Genomic DNA, 24,795 nt, shown 5'->3' with positions numbered 1-24,795 from the left:
TGCCTCGGAGTACTGGATCGCCCGGTCAAGCCGGGCGATGACACCGAGGGTGTGGCGGGCGATGACAGCGGGGGTGTGGCGCCGATAGCACCACGAGCAAACGGAGTAGAATTTTCGCACCGCACAAGCCGTTCTCGCGATTGTATTTTTCCATGAGGCTCCCATGTGAGTGGCTCAGGTTTCTCCTGAGATTTCCCACCATGAGAGCGAGCATCACATGTCCTTCCACGACGCCGTCGTCCCTTCCTATTTGCAAATGCTGAACAGCCTGACCGGCCTGCTTTCTAAAGCCGAGGCGCATTGCGCGGCGAAAAAGATCGACCCGAGCGTCCTGCTGGGATCCCGGCTCTTCCCGGACATGCTGCCGCTGTCGAAGCAGATCCAGCTCGTCAGCGATTTCGCCACTAAGGGCTGCGCGCGCCTGACCCACAGCGATGTACCCTCCAACCCCGACACCGAGACCACCTTCGCCGAACTGAAGCAGCGGCTCGCCAAGACGATCGACTACGTGAAGTCGTTCAAGCCCGAGCAGTTCGAGGGCGCCGAGGCCAAGGACGTCACCTTCCCGTCCGGTCCCAACAAGACGACCACGATGAAGGGCCAGCAATTCCTGAGCGCGTTCTCGCTGCCGAACTTCTATTTCCACGCCGCGACCGCCCACGGCATTTTGCGTCACAACGGCGTCGAGATCGGCAAGCGCGATTTCCTCGGCGCGAACTGAGGGTCGCAGGCCATGGCAGCGCAAATCTGCTGCCATGGCCGGGATTGCACATGAATCATGCTACGCGGGCCCTGCCGCGTAGCTCGCCTGCACTTTCCGTATGGCTCCTCCCTTGCGCCCGATGTCGCGATGCACAAGTGTTCGTCATCTCTCATCGCCTGGAAGCATTCCCATGAGCCGTCCGACCAAATTGTTTGAGACCTACAAGCTCGGCCCGATCACGCTGGCCAACCGCTTCGTGATGGCGCCGCTGACGCGCAACCGCGCCGCGCCCGGCACGTTCGTACCTGGTACGCTTGCCGCGGACTATTACAGTCAGCGCGCGTCCGCGGGCCTCCTGGTCACCGAAGCGAGCCAGATCTCACAGCAGGGCCAGGGCTACCAGGATACACCCGGCATCTACTCAAAGGACCAGGTCGCCGGCTGGCGCAAGGTCACCGACCGTGTGCATGAGCGCGGCGGCAAGATCTTCATCCAGCTCTGGCATGTCGGCCGCATCTCGCATGTCGATCTCCAGGCCAATGGCGCAGCCCCCGTGGCGCCGAGCGCGATCCGCGCCAAGGGCAAGACCTTCGTGAACGGCACCTTTGCCGACGTCTCCGAGCCGCGCGCGCTCGAGCTCTCGGAAATTCCTGAAATCATCGACGACTTCAAGCGTGCGACTAGAAATGCGCTGGAGGCCGGCTTCGACGGCGTCGAGATCCACGGCGCCAACGGCTATCTGCTCGACCAGTTCGCCAGGGACGGCGCCAACAAGCGCACCGATGCCTATGGCGGCTCCATCGAGAACCGCGCGCGGCTGATGCTCGAGGTCTCCAAAGCAGTTGCCGCTGAAGCCGGCGCCGAGCGCACCGGCATCCGCATCTCACCGGTGACGCCGGCCAACGACCTCACCGACAGCAATCCGCAAGCCCTGTTCGATCACATCGTCGACGGCCTCAGCGCGCTCAAGCTGGTCTATCTCCATGTCGTCGAAGGCGCCACCGGCGGTCCGCGCGACATCGCACCGTTCGACTATGCAAGCCTGCGCAAGCGCTTCGCCGGCGCCTACATCGCCAACAACGGCTACGATTTCGATCTCGCCAGCAAGGTGCTGGAGGCCAACGCGGCCGATCTCATCGCCTTCGGCAAGCCGTTCATCTCCAACCCCGACCTGGTCGAACGGCTGAAGCAGGGCGCGGCGCTGAACGACTGGGACAAGACCACGTTCTACGGCGGCGGCGCCAAGGGGTACACGGACTACCCGACGCTGGCGGCCGAGCCTGCGGAGTAAACTCCGCTCTCTCCTCCGTCATTGCGAGGAGCGTAGCGACGAAGCAATCCAGACTGCTTCCGCGGAACGATTCTGGATTGCTTCGCTGCGCTCGCAATGACGATGTGGAGACAGCGTGCCTAAACTCACAAAACAAAAAGGCCGGGATCGCTCCCGGCCTTTCGTGTTTGATGACGCTACGCGCCGCTTACTTGGCTTCCGCGCGCTTGGGCGGGGACGCCGGCCACGACTTGATCAGCGTGTCGTAGTCGACCGTCTCACCCTTCGGCTTCTCGTTGGCGAGCTTGCGCTGCGGAGCGATGGTGCCGTCCTTCTGGGCCTTGGCGTACCAGTACTCGGCCGTCTCCTTCTTGTGCAGCTTCGGACCGCAGGCGCCCTGCACGCCGGACTTCTCGAGGCGCTCCATGACGGAGTCCTGAGCGGCCGCGAGTGCATCCATCGCGGCCTGCGGCGTCTTCGCACCGGACGACGCATCACCGATGTTCTGCCACCACAGCTGCGCGAGCTTCGGATAGTCAGGCACGTTGTTGCCGGTCGGGGTCCACTGCACGCGCGCGGGCGAGCGGTAGAACTCGATCAGGCCGCCGAGCTTCGGCGCACGCTCGGTGAACGACTTGTCCCAGATGTCGGATTCACGGATGAAGGTGAGACCGACATGGCTCTTCTTCAGCGACACTGACTTGGAGACGATGAACTGGAGATAGAGCCAGGCCGCCTTGCGGCGGTCAGCCGGGGTCGACTTCAACAGCGTGAGCGAGCCGGCGTCCTGGTAGCCGAGCTTCATGCCTTCCTTCCAGTACGAGCCGTGCGGTGACGGAGCCATACGCCACTTCGGCGTACCGTCCGCGTTCATCACGGCGATGCCCGGCTTCACCATGTCGGCGGTGAAGGCGGTGTACCAGAACATCTGCTGGGCGATGTTGCCCTGAGCCGGCACCGGACCCGACTCGGAGAAGGTCATGCCCTGGGCCTGCGGCGGAGCATACTTCTTCATCCACTCCAGATACTTGGTGATCGAGTAGACCGCGGCCGGACCGTTGGTGTCGCCGCCGCGCTCCACGCTCGAGCCGACCGGACGGCAGCCTTCCATGCGGATGCCCCATTCGTCGACCGGCAGACCGTTCGGAATGCCCTTGTCACCGTTGCCGGCCATTGACAGCCAGGCGTCGGTGAAACGCCATCCGAGCGACGGGTCCTTCTTGCCATAGTCCATATGGCCGTAGACCTTGACGCCGTTGATCTCCTTGACGTCGTTGGTGAAGAACTCGGCGATGTCTTCATAGGCGGACCAGTTCACGGGCACGCCGAGCTCGTAGCCATACTTGGCCTTGAACTTGGCCTTGTAGTCCGGGTTGGTGAACCAGTCGTAGCGGAACCAGTAGAGGTTGGCGAACTGCTGGTCGGGCAGCTGATAGAGCTTGCCGTCCGGCGCGGTGCCGAACGACTTGCCGATGAAGTCGTTGACGTCGAGCATCGGGTCGGTGACGTCCTTGCCCTCGCCGGTCATGTAGTCCGACAGCGCGATGGTCTGGCCGTAGCGGAAGTGCGTGCCGATCAGGTCGGAGTCGTTGATCCAGCCGTCATAGACGTTCTTGCCGGACTGCATCTGGGTCTGCAGCTTCTCGACGACGTCACCTTCCTGGATGAGGTCGTGCTTGAGCTTGATGCCGGTGAGCTCGGAGAACGCCTTGGCGAGCGTCTGCGCCTCGTATTCGTGGGTGGTGATGGTCTCGGAGACGACGTTGATCTCCATGCCCTTGAACGGTTCGGCGGCCTTCGCGAACCACTCCAGCTCCTTCTTCTGGTCGTCCTTCGACAGCGTCGAGGGCTGGAATTCCGCAATCCACTTCTGGATCGTGGCATCGTCGGCGGCGCGGACCGGCGCCGAGACGGCGAACGACACCGCTACGATGGCGGCGGCGCTGGACATGGTCAGAAAGCTATTCTTGGTCAATGGACCTTTCCTTCTCCTAAACTGTCGCATGTTGTTCCTCCGTTGCAGCGACAAAATTTTATACAGGCCCGGGTTGCCCCCGGATCTGGCCGTCCCTTCGCGAGCTTCAGACCGTGCGAAAAATGAGCACGGCCGTGGCCAGCGAAATCCCACTTGCGAGCCATAGGCTCGAAATCTCAAAACCTTCCTCGCCGATCGGCAGGGTGGCGAGTGTGTCGGTGCCCGCGAAGGCGATCCACAGAAGGTGGATGACGGCCGCCGCGATCAGGGAGATGAACAGGCGGTCGCCCCGCGTCGTCGGAATGCTGAGCACGCCGACGCGCTCGGCTTCGGGATAGACCGCGGCGAGGTACGTCATGACCGCGAGGGTGCAGGCGAGCGCGGCGAAGAAGATCGCCGTCGGCAGCGTCCAGGCCATCCATGCGATAGATTCCATTGATGCCTCCTTACACGCGACCGAGCGCGAAACCGCTCGCGATGTAATTGCGGACGAACCAGATCACGAGTGCGCCCGGGATGATGGTCAGCACGCCGGCCGCCGCCAGCAGGCCCCAGTCCATGCCCGCAGCCGAAACCGTACGCGTCATGATCGCCGCGATGGGCTTTGCCTGCACCGAGGTCAGCGTCCGCGCGAGCAGGAGCTCGACCCAGGAGAACATGAAGCAGAAGAAGGCGGCGACGCCGATGCCGCTCGCGATCAGCGGCACCAGAATCTTGATGAAGAAGCGCGGGAAGGAATAGCCGTCGAGGAAGGCGGTCTCGTCGATCTCGCGCGGCACGCCGGACACGAAGCCTTCGAGAATCCACACCGCCAGCGGAACGTTGAAGATGCAGTGCGCGAGCGCGACCGCCCAGGGCGTATCGAACAGGCCGATCGCCGAATAGAGGTTGAAGAACGGCAGCGCATAGACCGCGGCCGGTGCCATGCGGTTCGACAGCAGCCAGAAGAACAGGTGCTTGTCGCCGAGAAATCGGTAGCGCGAGAAGGCGTAGGCCGCCGGCAGCGCCACCGAGATCGAGATGATCGTGTTGAGGACGACGTATTCCAGCGAGTTGATGTAGCCGGAATACCAGCTCTCATCGGTGAAGATGCGCTTGTAATGCTGGAGCGTCGGGGCATGCGGCCACAGCGTCATCGTCGAGACGATCTCGGCGTTGGTCTTGAAGCTCATGTTGACGAGCCAGTAGATCGGCAACAGCAGGAAGATCAGGAACAGCGCCATGATGACGCGGCGGCCGGGGATCGAGTGCATCAGGCCACTCCTTCCTTTGGCTTGAGCGCGGGTACGGGCTTGAGCCCGGCTGCAGGCTTAGGCTCCGTCGCCGGCTCGTTCTCCGCCTGGACTTTGCGTTCGGCGCCGGCATTGGTCATGACGGTGTAGAAGATCCAGCAGACGATCAGGATGATCAGGTTGTAAACGAGCGACAACGCGGCCGCCTTGCCGAGGTCGAACTGGCCAAGCGCGATCTTGACGAGCTCGATCGACACGAAGGTCGTGGAGTTGCCGGGCCCACCGCCCGTCACCACGAACGGCTCGGTGTAGATCATGAACGAGTCCATGAAGCGCAGCAGCACCGCGATCAGCAGCACGCGGTTCATCTTGGGCAGCTGGATCGCCTTGAACACCGCCCAGCGCGAGGCGCCGTCGATCTGGGCGGCCTGATAATAGGCCTCCGGGATCGACTTCAGACCGGCGTAACAGAGCAGCGCGACGAGGCTGGTCCAGTGCCAGACATCCATCACGATGACGGTGACCCAGGCGTCGATGTCGTTGGAGACGTAATTGTAGTCGAAGCCCATGGCGTTGAGGACATAGCCCATCAGACCGATGTCGGGCCGGCCGAAGATCTGCCAGATCGTGCCGACCACGTTCCACGGAATCAGCAACGGCAGCGCGAGGATGACGAGGCACGCCGCGACCGTCCAGCCCTGGCGCGGCATCGACAGCGCGACGACGATGCCAAGCGGTACCTCGATCGCGAGGATCACCATGGAGAAGAACAGATTGCGGCCGAGCGAGGCGAGGAAGCGGCCGCCGAGATCGGTCGAGGGATCGAGCAGCTCCTTGAACCAGCCGACGCCGTTCCAGAAGAATTGGTTGTTGCCGAAGGTGTCCTGCATCGAATAGTTCACGACCGTCATCAGCGGCAGCACCGCCGAGAAGGCCACGACCAGGAACACCGGCAGCACCAGGAACCAGGCTTTTTGGTTGACGGTCTTATCCATCAGGCGGCTCCCTCCACCAGAAGGCTGTCGGCATAGACGTGGATATGGGCCGGATCGAATTTCAGTCCGGCGGTCCCGTCCGAACTCGTGAAGCCCGCCGGTGCGCGCGCCGCGAGCTTGGCCTCGCCGACGCGGACGCGCGCGAAGCGGATGCGGCCGAGGTCGTCGATGCGCTCGATCTTCGCGGTGAGCAATCCGGGTGCGGGCGCGACGGCGTCGACGAACTCCGGACGCACGCCGATCTCGATCCTGGCGCCGGCAGGCAGATGGTCATAGCTGCGGTTGAGCGCGATGACATGGCCGTCGACCCTGGCCTCGCGTCCCCTCACCTCCGCCGGCAGGATGTTCATGCCGGGCGAGCCGATGAAGTAACCGACGAAGGTGTGCGCCGGCTTGTCGAACAGCTCGGCCGGCGTGCCGCTCTGCACCACGCGGCCGTCATGCATGACGACGACGGTGTCGGCGAAGGTCAGCGCCTCGGTCTGGTCGTGGGTGACGTAGATCATCGTGAGGTCGAGCTCGCGATGCAGCGCCTTCAGCTTGGAGCGGAGCTGCCATTTCAGCTCGGGATCGATCACGGTCAGCGGCTCGTCGAACAGCACGGCCGCGACATCGGAGCGGACGAGGCCGCGGCCGAGCGAGATCTTCTGCTTGGCATCGGCCGTGAGGCGGGTCGCCTTGCGGTTCAGATAGGGTTCGAGATCGAGCAGACGACCGATCTCGTGGACGCGCTTGTCGATCTCGGCCTTCGGCACGCCGCGGTTCTTCAGGGGAAACGCCAGGTTCTGCCCCACCGTCATGGTGTCGTAGATGACCGGAAACTGGAACACCTGGGCGATGTTGCGCTTCTGGGTTGACAGCGGTGTGATGTCCTCGCCGTCGAACAGGATTTTCCCCCGCGACGGCGTGATGATGCCGGAGATGACGTTGAGCAGCGTGGTCTTGCCGCAGCCGGACGGCCCGAGCAGCGCATAGGCGCCGCCCTGCCGCCAGGTCATGGTCACCGGCTTCAGCGCAAAGCTTTCCTGCGGCGCATCATTGCCGCCGTAGGAATGGGCGAGATCGACGAGGTCAATGCGAGCCATGGCGCATCCCCCTCAGGTAGCAGGCGCTGCGACGAGGCGATCGGCCGCGTCGAACACGAAGACATCATTCGGATCGAGCACGGCGTCAATGGTCTGGCCGGGCTCGAACTCGTGCACGCCGTGCAGCACCGCCACCCAGTTCGATCCGTCGCGGGTCAGATGCACGAAACTCTCCGAACCGGTGATCTCGGTCACCGTCACCGTGGCATGGAAGGCGTGGCGGTCGGCCTCGCCATTGGCGAGCGCAAGCTGGTGGGCGCGAAAGCCGACGCGATAGGCGCCGTCGGCCAGCGACGAATAGAGACCGGAGGCCGGCGAGGCCGTACCGCCGGCATAAGCGACCTGCCCGTTCTTCTTCTCGATGCCCACGAGATTGAGCGGCGGATCGGAAAAGACTTGCGCGACGCGAAGAGTCTGCGGCCGGCGATAGACGTTGGCGGTCTCGCCGATCTGGAGCGCCTGCCCTTCCCACATGCAGACCGTGTTGCCGCCCAGCAGCAGCGCCTCGGTCGGCTCGGTGGTGGCATAGACGAAGATCGCGCCGGAGGCCTCGAAGATGCGCGGCAGCTCGGCGCGCAGCTCCTCGCGAAGCTTGTAGTCCAGGTTGGCGAGCGGCTCGTCGAGCAGAACGAGATCGGCGCCCTTCACCAGCGCGCGCGCGATCGCGGTGCGCTGCTGCTGGCCACCGGAGAGCTGGAGCGGCGTGCGCTTCAGGAACGGTTCGAGCCGCAGCAGTTTTGCGGCCTCCGCAACACGCTGTTCGATCTCCGCGCGCGGCTTGCCCTGCACGCGCAAGGGCGAGGCGATGTTCTCGTAGACGGTCAGCGAGGGGTAGTTGATGAACTGCTGGTAGACCATGGCGACCGAACGCTGGCGCACGTCGGCGCCGGTGACGTCCTTGCCGTTGACCAGCAGCTTGCCCGTCGTCGGCTTGTCGAGGCCGGCGAGCAGCCGCATGATCGAGGTCTTGCCGGACAGCGTCGGCCCGAGCAGCACGTTGAGCGTGCCGCTCTCGAGCGTCAGCGAAACGTCGCGGATATGCGGTATCCCCTCGACGGTCCGGGTCACATGATCGAGCGTCACGCTCATGAGCGGCCTCCCGCTTCCAGCAGGGGACTTTGCGGCACAGCGTGGGTTGCAATCCAGTCGTTCAATGCAGAGATCTCGTCGGCAGATAGTCGCAGGCCAAGCTTGGAGCGGCGCCAGACGATGTCGTCCGCCGTGACGGCCCATTCGTTGGCGATGAGGTAGCGGACCTCGCGCTCGGTCAGCGTCGCGCCGAAGGCCTCGCCGAGGTCGGCGGCCGATTTGGCATCGCCGAGCAGCTTGATGGCGCGGGTACCGTAAGCACGGGCGAGACGGCGGGCGTGCTCGTGGCTGAGGAAGGGGTAGCCGCGCTGGAGCTCGGCGATCAGGCCGTCGACGTCGGACACGCCCATGTCGCCGCCGGGCAGCGGCCATTTGCCGGTCCAGCCTTCGCGCGCTTTCGCACTGCGAAGATAGGGCGCGAGCCGTTCCAGCGCCTCTTCGGCGAGCCGGCGGTAGGTCGTGATCTTGCCGCCATAGATCGAGAGCAGCGGCACGCCGCCGGGTGTGTCGAGCTCGAACACGTAGTCGCGCGTCGCCGCCTTGGCTTCGCTGGCGCCGTCGTCATAAAGCGGTCGCACACCGGAGTAGGTCCAGACCACGTCCTCTGACGTCACGGGCTTGGCCAGATACTCGCTCGCGGCGGCGCAGAGATACTGGATCTCCTCGGGCGTCGCTTTCACCTTGGCGGGATCGCCGTCATAATCACGGTCCGTCGTACCGATCAGCGTGAAGTCGTCCTGGTACGGGATCACGAAGATGATGCGGCCGTCCGCGTTCTGGAACATGTAGGCGCGGTCGTGGTCGTAGAGCTTCTTGACCACGATGTGCGAGCCCTGCACCAGCCGCACCTTGGCTTTGGCGTTCACGCCGGCGCCGCGGCCGAGCACGTCCTCGACCCAGGGGCCGCCGGCGTTGATCAACGCGCGGGCCTGGATCGACGACCGCTCGCCGGTCAGCGTGTTGACCATGCTGACCGTCCAGATGCCGTCGGACTGCTTGATGTCGGTCGCGCGGGTGCGGGTGCGGATCTCGGCGCCCTTGTCGGCGGCATCGCGCGCGTTGAGCACGACGAGACGGGCGTCATCGACGAAGCAGTCGGAATATTCGAACGCGCGAGAGTAGCGGTTCGGGATCAGCGGACGGCCGACTTCATCACGCCTGAGATCGACCGAGCGCGTCGCCGGCAGCAGGTGACGGCCGCCGATATGATCATAGAGAAAGAGGCCGAGGCGCAGCAGCCAGGCCGGGCGCAGGCCGGCGTGATGCGGCAAAACGAAACGCAGGGGACGGATGATATGGGGCGCGATGCCCCAGAGAATCTCGCGCTCGATCAGCGCCTCGCGGACCAGGCGAAACTCGTAATATTCGAGATAGCGCAGGCCACCGTGCACCAGCTTGGTCGACCAGGACGACGTCCCGCTCGCCAAATCGTTCATTTCGCACAGGAAAACCGTGTTGCCCCGGCCCACCGCATCGCGCGCGATGCCGCAGCCGTTAACACCGCCTCCGATAATGGCGAGGTCGAAAATACGCTCCAACAGACGCATCCCCCGGCGACCGCTCGTTCCTTCGAGCGACTACTTTCGTTTTTGATTAGATCACACCGAAAAACGAAAGCAAGATGAAAGAGGGGCGACAGGAAGTGAAAGCGGAACATTTTTTGTGGGCAGCGGGGTGAGGATATAGGCAGGCGCCATCCTCGGGGGAGCGACGGCCACAATTCAGCCGTGCACCGTCATGCCCGGGACTGTCCCGGGGCATCGACGTTCTTTGTGCTGCTGAAAGGCGTGGATGGCCGGGTCAAGCCCGGCCATGACGATGCGGGGGCTGTCGCGCTACCGCAGCCTGACCACCGGTGCACCCTCAGGCGCGGCGTCCGGCGTCTCGGCCGGGGAATCTTCGATATCCCCTGCGGCCTTCGGCATCGCCTCCATCACCTCGATGCCTTTGCTGTGGCAGATGGTGGCGAGGCGCTCGGGCAGTTCCTGGTCGGTCACGAAGGTCTGGATCTGGCTGATATGGGCGATGCGCACCGGGGCGCTGCGGCGAAGCTTGGTGGAGTCGGCCACCAGCATGACGCTGCGGGCATTGGCGATGATGGCTTGCGCCACCTGCACCTCGCGATAGTCGAAGTCGAGCAGCGCGCCCTCCTCGTCGATCGCGGACGCCCCGATGATGGCGTAGTCGACCTTGAACTGGCCGATCAGCTGCGTCGCGGTCGAGCCGACCACGGCGCCGTCGGCGCGCCGCACCGTGCCGCCGGCGACCACCACCTCGATGCGGGGATGGCGGTAGAGCAGCATCGCGACGTTGAGATTGTTGGTGATGACGAGGAGATCCTCGTGCGAGGTCAGCGCGCTCGCGACCTCCTCGGTCGTGGTGCCGATGTTGATGAAGAGCGAGCAGCCGTTCGGGATCAGCGAGGCGGCGGCAGCGCCGATCGCCTTCTTCTCGTCGGCGGCGACGAACCGTCTCGCTTCGTAGGCGAGGTTTTCCACGCCGGAGGCGATGATGGCGCCGCCATGGATGCGGGTCAGCGAGCGGCGCTCGCAGAGATCGTTGAGATCCTTGCGGATGGTCTGCGCCGAAACCTCGAACCGGCGCGCGAGCTCCTCGACCATGACGCGGCCGGAAGCGCGCGCGATATTGAGGATCTCGGCTTGGCGATGGGTCAATCCGGTCACGGCGATGGCCTCAAATCAGGATGCCGCATGGTGCGGCGGTTCGCGCGTGCGGTCAATGCGCGCGGCGATCACGGTTAACGGACGAAGCCTCTCACCACGCCATCGCAGCGGCGAGGCGCGCCAGCAGCGCCGGATCATCGTAAGCAGCAACGGAAGCGACCGCGCCGGCGGCAACAAGGTCAGCATGGCTGAGGCTGGTGCGCATCCCGATGGTCGGGATGCCGGCAGCCGCAGCCGATTGCACGCCGGAGCGGGAATCCTCGAACGCGATCGAGGCCTGCGCGCTGGCGCCGACGAAGCGCAACCCTTCCTGATACGGGAGCGGATGCGGCTTGCCGTGCGGCAGCTCGTCCCCGATGACGATCGCCTTGAACCGCGCCGTGATGCCGAGGCCCGAAAGCAACAGCTCCGCGTTGAGGCGCGGCGCGTTGGTCACGGCCACCATGGGAATGCCGGCTGCATCCGCACGGTCGAGCAGCGCCATCAGGCCCGGCAGCGGCTCGATCTGCCCGGCGACGAGCGTGCGGAAGACCTCTTCCTTCTCGCCGAGGATCTTGGCGCGCCGCTCCACCGTTTCGTCGGGCAGAAAGCGCTCGCCGATCGACGCATTGGCGAAGCCTTGCAGCTCCCTGGAGAAGCGCGCGTGATCGAACACATGGCCGCGCGGCCCGAGCACCTGGTTGAAGGCCTTCAAGTGCAGCGGGTCGGTGTTGGCGAGCGTGCCGTCGATGTCGAACAGCAATGCCTTGCCCATCATTTGCCCTCGCACTTGTCCTTGCATTTGCCCCTGCGCTTGCCCTTTGCCTTCGATCATTTCCGTACTTTCCCGAATGCACGACGCATCAATGCGAAACACGTATCAATGCAGCCCCGATCGCGCAATGACGCATGGACATGACCACCACGCGACACTCGACAAAGCCGCGCGCGGCTGCAACACTCCGTACAAGATCAAAAAGGAGGAAACGATGACGATCAACCGACGCGATCTGGCTCTCTCGACCCTTGCTCTCTCCGCGCTCGCCCTCACAGCACCGGCGCTGGCAGCCTCGGCGGATGAGGAAGCCGTGGCGAAAAAGGTCGAGGCCTTCCGCCTTGCCCAGATCGCGGCCGATCCCAAGGCGCTCGGCGCGCTCTGCGCCGACGATGTGAGTTACAGCCATTCCAGCGGCAAGGTCGAGGACAAGGCGACCTTCGTGACCAACGCCACCGACGGCAAGTCGAAATTCCTGTCGATCGAATACAAGGACCCGACCATCAAGGTCGTCGGCCCCGCTGCGATCGTGCGCTTCCACTGGGTGGCGGAACAGGAGATGGCGGCCGATGGGAAAAAAGTGCCGACCAACCTTCACATCCTGATGAACTGGCAGAAGCAGGGCGACGACTGGAAGCTGCTGTCGCGGGCCGCAACGAAGTTGTGATGCGATCGCTCACCCTCTCCCCTTTGCGGGAGAGGGCGGCATAGGCCGCCTTCTCTCCCGAGGGGAGAAGAAGGCAGCAGCATCGGGGCTGCAAAAAATTCCGACCACGCTTTCCGCGTCAGAAATCGCGTCACCTAGCGCAATGCAGCGTATTGCGACCTGAATCTCGACAAAATCAAGTGCGGCTGCAACAGTGGGCGCAAGATCAAGACCGGAGCATACGATGACACTGAATCGCGATCATGCCGCCACGACGGACCACGAGGCGGTGGCAAGAAACCTCGAGGCATTTCGTCTCGCCCAGATCGCGGCCGACCCGAAGGCACTCAGTGCGCTGTGCGCGGATGATCTGAGCTACAGCCACTCCAACGGCTTCCTCGAGGACAAGGCGGCCTTCGTCGCCAACGCCACCGACGGCAAGACGGAGTTCCTGTCGATTACGTACAAGGACCCGACCATCAAGATCGTCGGCCCCGTCGCGATCGTGCGCTTCCACTGGCTGGCCGAAATGATGACCGGCGGACAGAAAGTGGCAAACAGCCTTCATATTCTGATGAACTGGTTGAAGCAGGGCGACGATTGGAAGCTGTTGTCGCGCTCCGCAACGAAGTTGTGATGCGACTCTTGCCCTCTCCCCTTGCGGGAGAGGGCGGCTCGCCGCAGAGCGGCGAGACGGATGAGGGGTATTTCTCCGCGAACTCGTTTCTATTTGAATATGCGGAAATATACCCGTCATCCGGCGCTATAGCCGAAGCTTTGCTTCGGCGCTCTCTTCAGAACGGCCGCCGAGGGCGGCCTACGCCACCTTCTCCCACAAGGGGAGAAGGAAAAGTCAGCAGCATCAAGGGCTGCAAAAAATTCCGACCACGCTTCGCGCGTCAGAAGTCACCGGCAGAAGCCGCTTACGCCGCTTCCTTCACGTCGCCGTTAACCAGCTTGCGCGCAGCGCGCTCGGCTTCGCGCGCATTGCGGAAGAGCTGGCCTTCGAGGCGATTGAACTGGTGGGACGAGGCGAAGAAGCAGTATCCTCCGTGACCACGAACCACGATGCCCGCGGTCTCGGAATTAACTTCGATGATGTAGCTGTCCGGCATGGCCCGTTGATTCCTCAGTGCGGGCAAATAACGGCATGACTGCCCTTTGGTTCCTAGGGCAAATCAACCGGTTTCCACCCCGAATCGACGCGCTAATGGGTACGCGGCGACCTCATCCGTTTTATGACTGCTTCTTGGCAAAGCCGCGACGCGTTGACTCAGCCGCGCCGCGTTTGGCGCGCTGCAAGTTTTCGTGAGAGGGCAAAGCGCCGCGCGGGATTACGTCGCGATCGCCGTGTCGGTCGGGCGAACCGCCTGCGGGCGGCCGTGCTCGTCGATCGACACGTAGGTGAAATTGCCGTCGGTGACGAGGAACGGATGCTGCTCTCCACGACGCAGCGCCCAGGCTTCCAGGTGCACAGTGATCGACGTGCGCCCGACGCGGACGAGGTGGGCGTGAACCGAGACGAGATCGCCGACATAGACCGCCTTGCGAAAATTCATCGCCTCGATCGCGACGGTGACAGTGCGCGACTTCGCGACCTTCGAGGCGAACACGCCGCCGCCGACGTCCATCTGGCTGAGCAGCCAGCCACCGAAGATGTCGCCATTGGCGTTGGTGTCGGCGGGCATGGCCAGCGTGCGGATGCAGAGATCACCGCCCGGCCCGGTATTCGCTTGTTCGCTCATGCCTCTCTCACTTGAAACTGTCCCAGCCCGGATCGGGCGCAAAGCGCCCGCCGAATCGTTCGGCCAGCGCGCGCAAGGTGGATACGACATTTTCCACGCCGCGCGTGCGCGCATAATTCAGCGGGCCGCCGCGGAACGGTGCGTAACCCGTGCCGAAGATCATGGCGCCGTCGACCGCATCGGGATCGTCGACGATGCCTTCGCGCAACGCCGCGACGCAGACATTGGACATCGGCAGGACCAGGCGGTCGATCATCTGGTCGGTGATGCGCGGGCCGGTCTCGGGGAGCGGTTGCTTCTCCGCCTTGCCGTCCTTCCAGACGTAAAAGCCCCTGCCGGTCTTGCGGCCGAGCTCGCCCTTGGCGACCTTCTCGCGCAGCCAGGCCGGCGTCGGCGGCAAGAGATCGCCGAACCTGGTGCGCAGCATGTCGCCGACGTCGAGGCAGATGTCGAGCCCGACCTGGTCGGCGAGCTCGATCGGCCCCATCGGCATGCCGAACTGTTCGGCCGCAGCGTCGATCAAACGCTGGTCGGTCTTCTCGTCCAGCATCACCATCGCTTCCAGCATGTAGGGCGTCAGCGCGCGGTTGACGAGGAAGCCGGGCGAGCTCTTCACCGGCAGCGGCAGGCGGTCGATCGCACCGACGAAGGCGAGCGCTTCCTTGAGCACCTGCGCATCGTTGCCGTCGTGGCTGACGACCTCGACCAGTTGCAGCCGCGATACCGGGTTGAAGAAATGCAGGCCGACCAGCCGCTCCGGCCGCGCCAGCGTGGTGCGCAGATCCTGCAGCGGAATGCTCGACGTGTTGGTTGCGAGGATCGCGCCGGGCTTCATTCGCGGCTCGAGGCCGGCATAGACCTTCTGCTTCAGCTCGAGCTTTTCAGGCACCGCCTCGATGATGAGATCGGCGTTGCGGACGCCCTCACCGTCCATATCCGGGATCAGGCGGTCGAGCGCGTCACGCACGTCGGTCGGCTTGCGGATGATCTTGCCGTAGAGCTCGGCGGCGCGCTTCACCGCGCCCGCAATGGGCTCAGCCTTCATGTCGGCGAGCGAGACCCGCATCCCCTGCCCCGCGCACCAGGCCGCGATGTCGCCGCCCATCGCGCCGGCGCCGATGACATGAACACGCTTGACGGTGTTGCCGGGGCCTGCGGCCTTCTTCATCTGCTCGCGCAGGAAGAACACCCGGATCAGGTTTTGCGCGGTCGGCGTCACCATCAATTTGGCGAACGAGGCCTGCTCGGCCTTCAACATCGCAGCCTTGCTGCCGCCATGGGTCTCCCAGAGATCGATCAGCGCGTAGGGCGCCGGATAGTGCTCGCGGGACGCGGCCTTCGCCGCCTCCGAGCGCATGCGCTTGGCCAGAAGCCCGCGCACGGGACCGAAATTGGCCGCGCGCGCGAGAAAGCCGGGACGCGCCCGCTTCAGGCGGCCGAACAATGCATCCTTCACCGCGTGCGCGACATGGCGCTCCTGCGTCACGGTATCGACCAGGCCGAGCGATCTGGCGCGCCGCGCATCGATGGTGCGGCCGGTCAGCATCAGCGCCATCGACTGCGTCGGGTTGACCAGCGCGGTGAAACGCGCGGTGCCGCCGAGGCCCGGATGCAGGCCGAGCATCACCTCGGGGAAGCCGAAGCGCGCGCCGTCGATGGCGATGCGCGACTGACAGGCAAGCGCGACCTCGAGCCCGCCGCCGAGGCAGAAGCCGTGGATGACGGCGACCGTCGGCAGTTTTAGCGCTTCCAGATGATCGACGACGGCGTGCGCGGCACGGATGCGTGTCTCCACCATCTCGGGATCGCTGGCGCCACGGAATTCGTTGACGTCGGCGCCGGCGATGAAGCCGGACGGTTTTGCTGAGCGGACCACGAGGCCGGCGGGACGCTCGGTCTCGATCGCCGCGAGCACGGCGTCGAACTCCTCCATCACGTCGGAGGACAGCGTGTTGGCGCTCGCATCGGCGCGGTCGAACAGCAGCCAGGCGACGCCGTCGGCATCGCGCGTCAGCTTGAAGTGCTTGTACGGGCCGTCTGCCGCGGGCTGAGGCCCGAGCGTCAGGACGCGGTCGCCGAGCGCGGTCATGATCTTCGAGTCCATGGTCACACCGCCTCGATCAGCATGGCGCCGCCGAGCCCGCCGCCGATGCACTCGGTCGCAATTCCGCGTCGTGTGCCGAGCCGCTTCATCGCGTTGACGAGATGCAGCACGATGCGGTTACCGGAGGTGCCGACGGGATGGCCAAGCGAGATCGCGCCACCGTCGACATTGAGCTTCTCGCGATCGATCTCTCCGGCCGCGCCGTCGAGGCCCAAAATCTCGCGGCAGAACTTGTCGTCGTTCCAGGCGGCGAGACAGCCGAGCACCTGCGTGGCAAAGGCCTCGTTCAGCTCCCAGGTCTCGACGTCCTGGATGGTGAGGTCGTTGCGCTGGAGCAGCGGCGTCGCCGACATCACCGGACCGAGCCCCATGATAGCAGGATCGAGCGCGGCCCAGTTGCTGTCGACGATGACGGCCTTCGGCGTCAGCCTGTGCTTGGCCACGGCCTCGTCGGAGGCGAGGATCACCCAGGAGGCGCCGTCGGTGATCTGCGAGGAATTGCCGGCGGTGACCTGGCCCCAGGGGCGTTCGAACACCGGCCGGAGCTTTGCCAGCGTCTCGGCCGTCGAGTCCGGGCGGACTCCATCGTCACGGTCGAAGAATTTTCCGTCGCGGGAGAACGCCGTCTCGACCTCGCCCTTGAGAAAGCCCGCGCCTTGCGCATGTGCGAGCCGGCGATGGCTTTCGGCGGCATAGGCATCGGACTGCGCGCGGGTGATGCCGAAGAGATGGCCGACGACCTCGGCGGTCTGGCCCATGTTCAGCTCGGTGATGGGATCGGTCAGCCCGCGCTCGAGCCCGATGATCGGCTTGAGATCATGCGGACGCAGCCTGAAGGCTGCAGCGAGCTTCGCGGCCACGCCCTTGGCGGTGGCAAGGCCGGCGAACCAGCGCACCCCGGAATTCGGCCAGACCAGCGGGGCGTGGCTCAGCGCCTCGGTGCCGCCGGCGAGGACCATGTTGGCGTGGCCCTCGCGGATGTAGCGATAGGCCGTGTCGATCGACTGCATGCCGGAGCCGCAATTGATCTGCACGGTGAAGGCGACCATGTCCTCGCCCATGCCGAGCCGGAGCGCCGCGACGCGGGCCGGATTCATCTCGTCCGCGATCACGTTGACGCAGCCGAGGATGACCTGGTCGAAATCAGTTGCTGCAAACGGCTGGCGCGCCAGCAGCGGCCGGCCGCATTGCACGGCAAGGTCGACCGGCGTGAACGGCCCCGGCCCCGAGCGCGCTTTTAGAAACGGCGTCCGGCTGCCGTCGACGATGAAAACCGGTCGTGCCATCAGCTCGCCGCCCTCTGTTCACCGAGTTCCTGGAAGAACTGATGCACGTCGCCGGTTTTCCTGTAAATCGGCGACAGCGCCTCCGGCGCAAAATCGTCGACCTCGATCACTTTTGTGACGGCTTCGCGGGCCGCCGCGAGCTGCTCGCCCTCGGCCTGCGTGATCACGCCCTTGGCCACCGCGTCCTTCCAGTCGCTCATATGCGCCGCGCGCATGCGCTTGGCGATGGCATCGGTGCCTGCGACCAGCTTGAACGCGCGCTCGAGCCGGGCAAAGCCGCCGTCATCGTCGACATGGGCCAGATCCGGCGTGAGGCGCTCGCGCGCGGCCGAAGGCTCCAGCACGATGCCAGCGCATTGGTGCACGACACGGTCGGAGGGGCCGAGCACGCGGGCGCCGAAGGGTTGCACCACGAGCTTGAGGATGAGTGCGACAAAGCGGTTGGGCAAATTGGCGAGGATTTCCGCAAGCCGGGTCTCGATGGTCCTGAAGCCGGTCGCCATGCACCATTCCAGCGCCGCAAAGTCCTCCTTCTGGCGGCCCTCGTCCTGCCAGCGTTTGAGCGCGGCCGAGAGCAAGTACAGTTCGGAGAGGATATCGCCAAAGCGGGCCGACAGCATCTCCTTGCGCTTCAGCGCACCGCCGAGCGTGAGCAGCGCCATGTCGGCGCAGAGCGCGAACGCCGCGGAGTAACGCGCGAGCTGGCGATAGAATGGCGTGGCGTCGCCCGCATCAGGCGCAAGCGCGAAGGCGCCGAAGGTCCAGCTCCGGCCGAAGGCGCGGAGCAACGTATTGAAGCTGTGGCCGACATGCTTCCAGAATGCCTTGTCGAACGCGGCGAGCCCGCGTTCGCGGTCTGTGTCAGCCAGCGCATTCATCTCGTCGAGCAGAAAGGGATGCGCGCGGATCGCGCCCTGCCCAAACACGATGAGATTGCGTGTCAGGATGTTGGCGCCCTCGACCGTGATGCCCACGGGCACGGCGCGGTGGAGATTGCCGAGATAGTTTTGCGGACCGTCGATCACGGCCTTGCCGCCATGGATGTCCATGGCGTCGTCGACTGCGGTGCGCATCCGCTCGGTCGCATGCAGCTTCATGATGCCGGAGATGACGGCGGGATGGACGCCGGCATTCAGCGCCGCGCAGGTCAGCCGGCGCGCCGCGTCGAGCTGATAGGCGGTCGCGACGATGCGCGCGAGCGGCTCCTCGACGCCCTCGAACTTGGAGATGGAAATGCCGAACTGCTCGCGGATGCGGGCATAGGCGCCGGTGGTGCGCGCGGCGTAGGCGGCGCCCGCCGCCGACAGCGACGGCAGCGAGATGCCGCGGCCGGCCGCAAGCGCGGTCATCAGCATCTTCCAGCCCTGCCCCAGCCGCTCCTTGCCGCCGATGACATAGTCGAGCGGGATGAAGACGTCGCGGCCCCGGTTCGGACCGTTCTGGAAGACCTGCATCGACGGCAGATGGCGATGGCCGATCTCGACGCCCGGCAGATTGGTCGGGATCAGCGCCACGGTGATGCCGAGGTCCTTCTGGTCGCCGACGAGATGATCGGGATCGTAGGCCTTGAAGGCGAGACCGAGCAGCGTCGCGACCGGACCGAGCGTGATGTAGCGCTTGTGCCAGTTGAGCCTGAGGCCTGTGACCTCGCGGCCCTCGAACTCGCCCTTGCAGATGATGCCGGTGTCGACCATCGAGGCGGCATCGGAGCCGGCTTCCGGGCTGGTGAGACCGAAGCAGGGAACGTCGCGGCCATCGGCAAGACGCGGCAGCCAGCGCTCACGCTGCCCTTTCGTGCCGAAGTGCATCAGGAGCTCGCCGGGACCGAGCGAGTTCGGCACCATCACAGTGACCGCAGCGGCGATCGAGCGGGTCGAGATCTTGCGCACGACTTCCGAATGCGCGTACGGCGAGAAGCCGAGGCCACCGAACTCCTTCGGAATGATCATGCCGAAGAACTTTTCGCGCTTGACGAAGTGCCAGACATCCGGCGGCAGGTCGCGCCATTCCCAGAAGATCTTCCACTCGTCGAGCATGGCGCAGAGCTCATCGACGGGGCCGTTGAGGAAGGCCTGCTCCTCGTGGGTCAATTTAGCCGGCGGAATGCCGAGCAATTTCGACCAGTCGGGATTGCCCGTGAAGAGATCGGCGTCCCACCAGACGTCGCCCGCCTCCAGCGCCTCGCGCTCGGTGTCGGACATCGCCGGCAGCACGCCGCGCGCCCAGGAGAAGATCGGCTTTGTCAGGGTGTCGCGGCGGAAGCTCATGGCTGACCTCGTGCATCGGCGCGTTATCGGGCATTTTAGCGGAAAGTGGCCGGCGGAGGTGAACACTTCGCCCGCGAAATGATGCGAATTGACGCGGCCGGGCGGCCGCCCAGGGGCCATAACGGCCGGGGCGTGGTGGCAGTTCCGGGAGGGGGAAGCGTTGGGAAGACCGTAGCCCGGATGGAGCGGAGCGCAATCCGGGGCCGGTGCGACTGGAAAGAATGACCCGGATTTCGCGGAGCCTGTCATCGGGCGGCGCTTCGCGCCGACCCCGTTGGCTCCATCCGGGCTACAGGGCCGGCCTAATCCGGCCGGACCATCTCGAACATGTTTTCCGGCTTGATCTCGAAATAATCGCCGCGGCGGCCGGCGCGGACGATCGGCCGGGCGGCGGCGGTCTGGTAGACGCCGTCCTTGATCATGGCCTTGTCGATGTGGACGGCCACGACCTCGCCGAGCGTCAGCCAGGCGTCGGCCTCCTTGCCGTCGGCGCCCTTGAGGCGGACGATGTCGGACACCTTGCATTCGAAGGCGACGGGGCTCTCAGCCACGCGCGGCACGTTGACGAGCTTGCCGGGCACGGCGGTGAGCCCAGCGATCTCGAACTCGTCGACCTCGGGGCCGACATGCGCGGCGGTCGCGTTCATGTGTTTGGCGAGGTCCATTGTGGTGAGATTCCAGACGAACTCGCCGGTCTGCTTGATGTTCTCGACCGAGTCCTTCCAGTTGGTGGAGGAGAAGCCGATGATCGGGGGCACGTAGCAGAACGCGTTGAAGAAGCTGTAGGGCGCGAGGTTGACGTGGCCCTTGGTGTCACGCGACGAAATCCAGCCGATCGGCCGCGGCGCGATGATGGCGTTGAAGGGATCGTGCTTGAGGCCGTGGCCCTTGGAGGGCTCGTAGAAGTAGAGGTCTTTGTCGGTCACGCGCTGCTTCTCCGTTTCCGTCATTCCGGGGCGATGCGAAGCATCGAACTATGGTGCGCACTTGCGCACCTGAGAATCTCGAGATTCCGGGTTCGGTCCTGCGGACCGCCCCGGAATGACGGTGGAGCAGCTTATAGGAGGAAACTTCCCGCTCCGTCAGTGGCGCGGCGACAGACCCGCGATGACGAAATCGATCATCTGATCGATGGTCGGGCCCGGCTTGGTGGCGCACTGGGCGATCATCTGGGGGTGGAAGAAGCGAATCATCGCGGTGCAGGCGCACAGCGAGGCCAGCTGCAAATCGGGCGCCTCGAACTCGCCGGAGGCCACCCCTTGCGCGATCACCTGGCCGATCACCCCGGCAATGCACTCCATATGGGCGACGCAGACGTCCCAGTCCTCCTCCATCGCGATCGCGACCATCTCATGCAACTTGTTGTCGCCGACATAGCGCTCGGTGTTCATGCGGTGGATGGTGGTGAGCAGCTCGCGGAAGCGCGGAAGGACCGGGCCGGGCCGCGCCACGATCCGCTGCGCCTCCAGCTCGACCTCGCCCATCAAGGCCCGCGCCACCGACTGATGGATCGCCTTCTTCGATTCGAAGAAGCGATAGACATTGGCCGGGCTCATCCTGAGCTCCTTGGCGATGTCCCCGACCGTGGTCTTCTGGTAGCCGATCTGGCGGAACAGCCGCTCGGCCACCTCGAGAATACGATCCCGGGTGTCGCCTTCGATATGTTCCGCAACCAGTGTCATCTGTCAGGACTCGTCAATCCGCACTACTTCTCACTTATTCAGCCGCCTCAGCAAGCGGAATTGCTGAATGCTCATCGCTCCCATGCTGCGGCGCGGTAGGTTGTTCGGCAGAACCGGCCTCATCCAGGCTCTTCCTGAACCACAGGGCGTACAGGCCCGGCAGATACAAGAGCGTGAGGAAGGTCGCGACGAACAGGCCGCCCATGATGGTGATCGCCATCGGGCCCCAGAACGCCGAGCGCGACAGCGGGATCATGGCAAGGATCGCGGCGAGCGCCGTCAGCACCACCGGACGGGCGCGGCGGACGGTGGCCTCCACAATCGCCTCTCGGCGGGTCAGGCCATGCGAGACGTCGGTCTCGATCTGGTCGACCAGGATGACCGTGTTGCGCATGATCATGCCGGCGAGCGCGATCAGGCCGAGCAGCGCCACGAAGCCGAACGGGGCGTTGGCGACGTTGAGCCCGAAGGAGGCGCCGACGATGCCGAGCGGCGCGGTCAGGAACACCAGGATCAGGCGCGAGAAGCTCTGCAGCTGGAACATCAGCAGCGTCAGCATCACCATGACCATCAGCGGGAAGAGGATGAAGATCGAGGCGTTGCCCTTGGCGGATTCCTCGAACGCCCCGCCCGGCTCAATCCGGTAGGCCGGCTCGAGGTGGTCCTTGATCGCCTTCAGCTTCGGCGTGATCTGGCTGGTGACGTCGGGCGCCTGTACGCCGTCGACCACGTCGGAGCGCACGGTGATCGCCATGTCGCGGTTACGCCGCCACATGATCGGCTCCTCGTGGGCATATTCGATCTTGGCGATCTGCTGCAGCGGCACGGCCACGCCGTTGCGCGAGGTGATGGTGAGATCACCGACGCCGCCGAGATCGAGGCGTTCGGACGGGATCGCACGGGCGACCACGGCCACCTTCTCGATGCCGTCGCGGATGGTCGTGACCTGCGCGCCCGAGATCAGCATCGACAGCGCCTGCGAGACGTCCTGCGGGGTCAGGCCCATGGCGCGGGCACGATCCTGGTCGACGACGAGCTTGAGATAGGGCGACTGCTCGTTCCAGTCGAGCTGGACGTCCTTGACGCTCTTGTTCTGCCGCATGACGTCGCGGACCTGGTAGGCGATCTCGCGCACCTTGTTGGCGTCGGGGCCGATCACGCGGAACTGGACGGGGAAGCCGACCGGAGGACCGAAATTGAAACGGTCGACGCGCACGCGCGCCTCGGTCAGCATGCCCTCGGCAGCCGCATTCTCGATCTTGGCCTTGATGCGCTCGCGGGCCTCGACGCCCTTGGCGACGATGACGATCTCGGCAAAGGCCTCGTTGGGAAGCTGCGGGTTGAGGCCGAGCCAGAAGCGCGGCGAGCCCTGGCCGACATAGGACGTATAGGTCTCGATGTCCTTGTCGTCCTTGAGCAGCGTCTCGGCCTTCTTGACGGCCTTCTCGGTGACGTTGAAGGCCGTACCCTCGGGCAGACGGAGCTGGAGGAACAGCTCGGGCCGCTCCGACAGTGGGAAGAACTGCTGCTGGACATGGCCGAAGCCGACGATCGAGGCGATGAAGACGCCGACCGTCGCGGCCACCACGGTAATGCGGTGATTGACGCACCATTGCACGATGGCGCGCAGGCCGCGGTACATGCGGGTCTCGTAGACCGCGTGCGGATCGTGATTGTGATGCACCTTGATGTTGGGCAGCAGCATGACGCCGATATAGGGCGTGAAGATCACCGCCACGAACCACGACGCGACCAGCGCAATCGCCACGATCCAGAAGATGCTGCCGGCATATTCGCCGACCGCGGAATTGGCAAAGCCGATGGGGAGGAAGCCAGCGGCCGTGACCAGCGTTCCCGTGAGCATCGGAAACGCAGTGGATTCCCAGGCAAAGGACGCAGCCCGGAAGCGATCCCAGCCCTGCTCCATCTTCACCACCATCATCTCGACCGCGATGATGGCATCATCCACGAGCAGACCGAGCGCGATGATCAGTGCGCCGAGCGTGATGCGGTGCAGATCGAGCGACATCGTGTTCATGACGACGAAGACGATGCCGAGCACCAGCGGCACCGACAGCGCGACCACGATGCCGGTGCGCCAGCCGAGTGCCAGGAACGACACGAACAGAACGATGACGAGCGCTTCCATGAAGGAGTGCACGAACTCGCCGACGGCGTGCTCGACCACCTTGGGCTGGTCGGCGATGAGCTTGACGTCGATACCCTGCGGTACCGCCTTCATGAACTCAGCGGTGGCCTTCTCGACCTCCTTGCCGAGATCGAGGATGTTGGCGCCCTTGGCGGTGACGACACCGATGCCGATCGCGGCCTTGCCTTCCTGGCGCACGATGAAGCTCGGCGGGTCGACATAGCCGTGGGTGACGGTGGCGATATCGCCGAGGCGGAACACGCGGCCGTTGCTCTCGACCGGGGTTTCGGCGACGGCCTTGGCGCCGTCGAGCGCACCGGTGACGCGCAGCGGCACGCGCTGCGACGAGGTCTCGACCGTGCCCGCGGGCGTCACGTTGTTCTGCTTGGCAAGCGAATCGAATAGCGCCTGCGGCGTGATGCCGAGGGTGGCGAGCTTGGCGTGGCTGAATTCGACGAAGATGCGCTCGTCCTGGTTGCCGTAGACGTCGACCTTGGTGACGCCCGGCACCTTCAACAGGCGCTGGCGGAAGCCTTCGGAGACCTTCTTGAGCTGGGCATAGTCGGCGCCGTCGCCGGTCATCATGTAGAGGATGGAATCGACGTCGGAGAATTCGTCGTTGACGACGGGTCCCAGAATCCCCGAGGGCAGCTGGCCCTGCACGTCGGCGAGCTTCTTGCGCAGGAGATAAAAGAGATAGGGCACGTCCTTCGGCGGCGTGGAATCGCGGAAGGTGACCTGGAGCGCGGTGAAGGCCGGCTTGGAATAAGTCTGCACCTTCTCGAAGTAAGGCAGCTCCTGGATCTTCTTCTCGATGGGATCGGCGACCTGGGTCTGCATCTCCTGCGCGGTCGCGCCCGGCCAGATCACGGAGACGTTGACCACCTTCACCGTGAAGAACGGATCCTCGGCTCGCCCGAGCTTCTGATACGAGAAGAAGCCGGCGACGCCGAGTATGATCATCAGGAACAGGACCAGCGTCGGATGACTGACGGCCCAGGCCGAAAGGTTGAAGCGCTTCATCGCTCTCTCCGGAAGACGATCAATTGCAAAAAACGACAGCCACTCTTTTCAAACCGTCGTCGCGAGGCAGCGAAGCAATCCAGGGGGCTGGGCAGGTTCTGGATCG

At 64.7% G+C, this 24,795-nt stretch carries 21 protein-coding genes; 4 read left to right on the top strand and 17 right to left on the bottom strand.

The features are described from left to right. The first annotated feature begins 217 nt into the window (after positions 1 to 217). Positions 218 to 721 carry a DUF1993 family protein gene (locus NLM25_RS10615; protein WP_254136904.1) on the top strand — a complete coding sequence of 168 codons (504 nt, stop codon included), beginning with the start codon at positions 218 to 220 and terminating at the stop codon, positions 719 to 721. Positions 722 to 893: 172 nt separating this feature from the next. Further along, entirely contained in the window at positions 894 to 1,994 is a 1,101-nt protein-coding gene (locus NLM25_RS10610) for an alkene reductase (protein WP_254136903.1), read from the top strand. 187 nt (positions 1,995 to 2,181) lie between these two features. Here NLM25_RS10610 and NLM25_RS10605 read toward each other — a convergent pair whose 3' ends face one another. From NLM25_RS10605 to NLM25_RS10565, 9 genes are all read right to left on the bottom strand, one after another. Further along, positions 2,182 to 3,924 carry an ABC transporter substrate-binding protein gene (locus tag NLM25_RS10605; RefSeq protein WP_254141152.1) on the bottom strand — a complete coding sequence of 581 codons (1,743 nt, stop codon included), beginning with the start codon at positions 3,922 to 3,924 and terminating at the stop codon, positions 2,182 to 2,184. A gap of 130 nt (positions 3,925 to 4,054) precedes the next feature. After that, positions 4,055 to 4,384, bottom strand: a complete 330-nt coding sequence (locus NLM25_RS10600; protein WP_254136902.1) for a DUF2160 domain-containing protein — start codon at positions 4,382 to 4,384, stop codon at positions 4,055 to 4,057. 10 nt (positions 4,385 to 4,394) lie between these two features. Continuing rightward, complete coding sequence (locus NLM25_RS10595; protein WP_254116830.1) at positions 4,395 to 5,201, bottom strand: carbohydrate ABC transporter permease; 807 nt, start codon at positions 5,199 to 5,201, stop codon at positions 4,395 to 4,397. After that, positions 5,201 to 6,175 carry a carbohydrate ABC transporter permease gene (locus tag NLM25_RS10590; protein WP_254116829.1) on the bottom strand — a complete coding sequence of 325 codons (975 nt, stop codon included), beginning with the start codon at positions 6,173 to 6,175 and terminating at the stop codon, positions 5,201 to 5,203. The genes NLM25_RS10595 and NLM25_RS10590 overlap by 1 nt, the downstream gene beginning before the upstream one ends. Then, complete coding sequence (locus NLM25_RS10585) at positions 6,175 to 7,260, bottom strand: ABC transporter ATP-binding protein (RefSeq protein WP_254136901.1); 1,086 nt, start codon at positions 7,258 to 7,260, stop codon at positions 6,175 to 6,177. Before NLM25_RS10585 ends, NLM25_RS10590 begins: the two co-directional genes overlap by 1 nt. Before the next feature lie 12 nt (positions 7,261 to 7,272). Then, the gene (locus tag NLM25_RS10580) at positions 7,273 to 8,349 is read right to left on the bottom strand and encodes an ABC transporter ATP-binding protein (protein ID WP_254136900.1); all 1,077 of its coding nucleotides are present in this window, start codon (positions 8,347 to 8,349) and stop codon (positions 7,273 to 7,275) included. After that, positions 8,346 to 9,896, bottom strand: a complete 1,551-nt coding sequence (gene glpD, locus NLM25_RS10575; RefSeq protein ID WP_254136899.1) for a glycerol-3-phosphate dehydrogenase — start codon at positions 9,894 to 9,896, stop codon at positions 8,346 to 8,348. Before glpD ends, NLM25_RS10580 begins: the two co-directional genes overlap by 4 nt. Before the next feature lie 288 nt (positions 9,897 to 10,184). Next, a complete protein-coding gene (locus tag NLM25_RS10570) occupies positions 10,185 to 11,033 on the bottom strand; it encodes a DeoR/GlpR family DNA-binding transcription regulator (RefSeq protein ID WP_254136898.1) in 849 nt (282 codons plus the stop codon). 91 nt (positions 11,034 to 11,124) lie between these two features. Further along, a complete protein-coding gene (locus tag NLM25_RS10565) occupies positions 11,125 to 11,790 on the bottom strand; it encodes an HAD family phosphatase (protein ID WP_254136897.1) in 666 nt (221 codons plus the stop codon). A gap of 211 nt (positions 11,791 to 12,001) precedes the next feature. On the opposite strand from NLM25_RS10565, the gene NLM25_RS10560 reads away from it, so the two are divergent. After that, a complete protein-coding gene (locus tag NLM25_RS10560; protein WP_254116823.1) occupies positions 12,002 to 12,454 on the top strand; it encodes a nuclear transport factor 2 family protein in 453 nt (150 codons plus the stop codon). 223 nt (positions 12,455 to 12,677) lie between these two features. After that, positions 12,678 to 13,070, top strand: coding sequence for a nuclear transport factor 2 family protein (locus NLM25_RS10555; RefSeq protein WP_254116822.1), 393 nt, complete (start codon positions 12,678 to 12,680; stop codon positions 13,068 to 13,070). Positions 13,071 to 13,356: 286 nt separating this feature from the next. Here NLM25_RS10555 and NLM25_RS10550 read toward each other — a convergent pair whose 3' ends face one another. The 8 genes from NLM25_RS10550 to NLM25_RS10515 all read right to left on the bottom strand — a co-directional run bounded on the left by NLM25_RS10550 (position 13,357) and on the right by NLM25_RS10515 (position 24,689). Beyond that, positions 13,357 to 13,548 (bottom strand): hypothetical protein, encoded by a 192-nt coding sequence (locus NLM25_RS10550; protein ID WP_212237565.1) that lies wholly within the window; start codon positions 13,546 to 13,548, stop codon positions 13,357 to 13,359. Between the two features lie 219 nt (positions 13,549 to 13,767). Further along, a complete protein-coding gene (locus NLM25_RS10545) occupies positions 13,768 to 14,178 on the bottom strand; it encodes an acyl-CoA thioesterase (RefSeq protein ID WP_254116821.1) in 411 nt (136 codons plus the stop codon). A gap of 7 nt (positions 14,179 to 14,185) precedes the next feature. Further along, the gene (locus tag NLM25_RS10540) at positions 14,186 to 16,282 is read right to left on the bottom strand and encodes a 3-hydroxyacyl-CoA dehydrogenase NAD-binding domain-containing protein (RefSeq protein WP_254136896.1); all 2,097 of its coding nucleotides are present in this window, start codon (positions 16,280 to 16,282) and stop codon (positions 14,186 to 14,188) included. 2 nt (positions 16,283 to 16,284) lie between these two features. Beyond that, on the bottom strand, positions 16,285 to 17,568 hold the full coding sequence (locus NLM25_RS10535; RefSeq protein ID WP_254136895.1) for an acetyl-CoA C-acetyltransferase: 1,284 nt from the start codon (positions 17,566 to 17,568) through the stop codon (positions 16,285 to 16,287). Beyond that, positions 17,568 to 19,835 (bottom strand): acyl-CoA dehydrogenase, encoded by a 2,268-nt coding sequence (locus NLM25_RS10530; RefSeq protein WP_254136894.1) that lies wholly within the window; start codon positions 19,833 to 19,835, stop codon positions 17,568 to 17,570. Before NLM25_RS10530 ends, NLM25_RS10535 begins: the two co-directional genes overlap by 1 nt. A gap of 302 nt (positions 19,836 to 20,137) precedes the next feature. Then, the gene (locus tag NLM25_RS10525) at positions 20,138 to 20,761 is read right to left on the bottom strand and encodes a flavin reductase family protein (protein ID WP_092028987.1); all 624 of its coding nucleotides are present in this window, start codon (positions 20,759 to 20,761) and stop codon (positions 20,138 to 20,140) included. A gap of 156 nt (positions 20,762 to 20,917) precedes the next feature. Then, the gene (locus NLM25_RS10520) at positions 20,918 to 21,517 is read right to left on the bottom strand and encodes a TetR/AcrR family transcriptional regulator (protein WP_254116817.1); all 600 of its coding nucleotides are present in this window, start codon (positions 21,515 to 21,517) and stop codon (positions 20,918 to 20,920) included. Positions 21,518 to 21,551: 34 nt separating this feature from the next. Then, on the bottom strand, positions 21,552 to 24,689 hold the full coding sequence (locus NLM25_RS10515; RefSeq protein WP_254136893.1) for an efflux RND transporter permease subunit: 3,138 nt from the start codon (positions 24,687 to 24,689) through the stop codon (positions 21,552 to 21,554). Between the last annotated feature and the right edge of the window lie 106 nt (positions 24,690 to 24,795).

This window comes from Bradyrhizobium sp. CCGB01 (assembly GCF_024199795.1).
In the GTDB taxonomy this organism is placed as follows: domain Bacteria; phylum Pseudomonadota; class Alphaproteobacteria; order Rhizobiales; family Xanthobacteraceae; genus Bradyrhizobium.
This window is presented reverse-complemented; position numbering and strand designations above follow the sequence as displayed.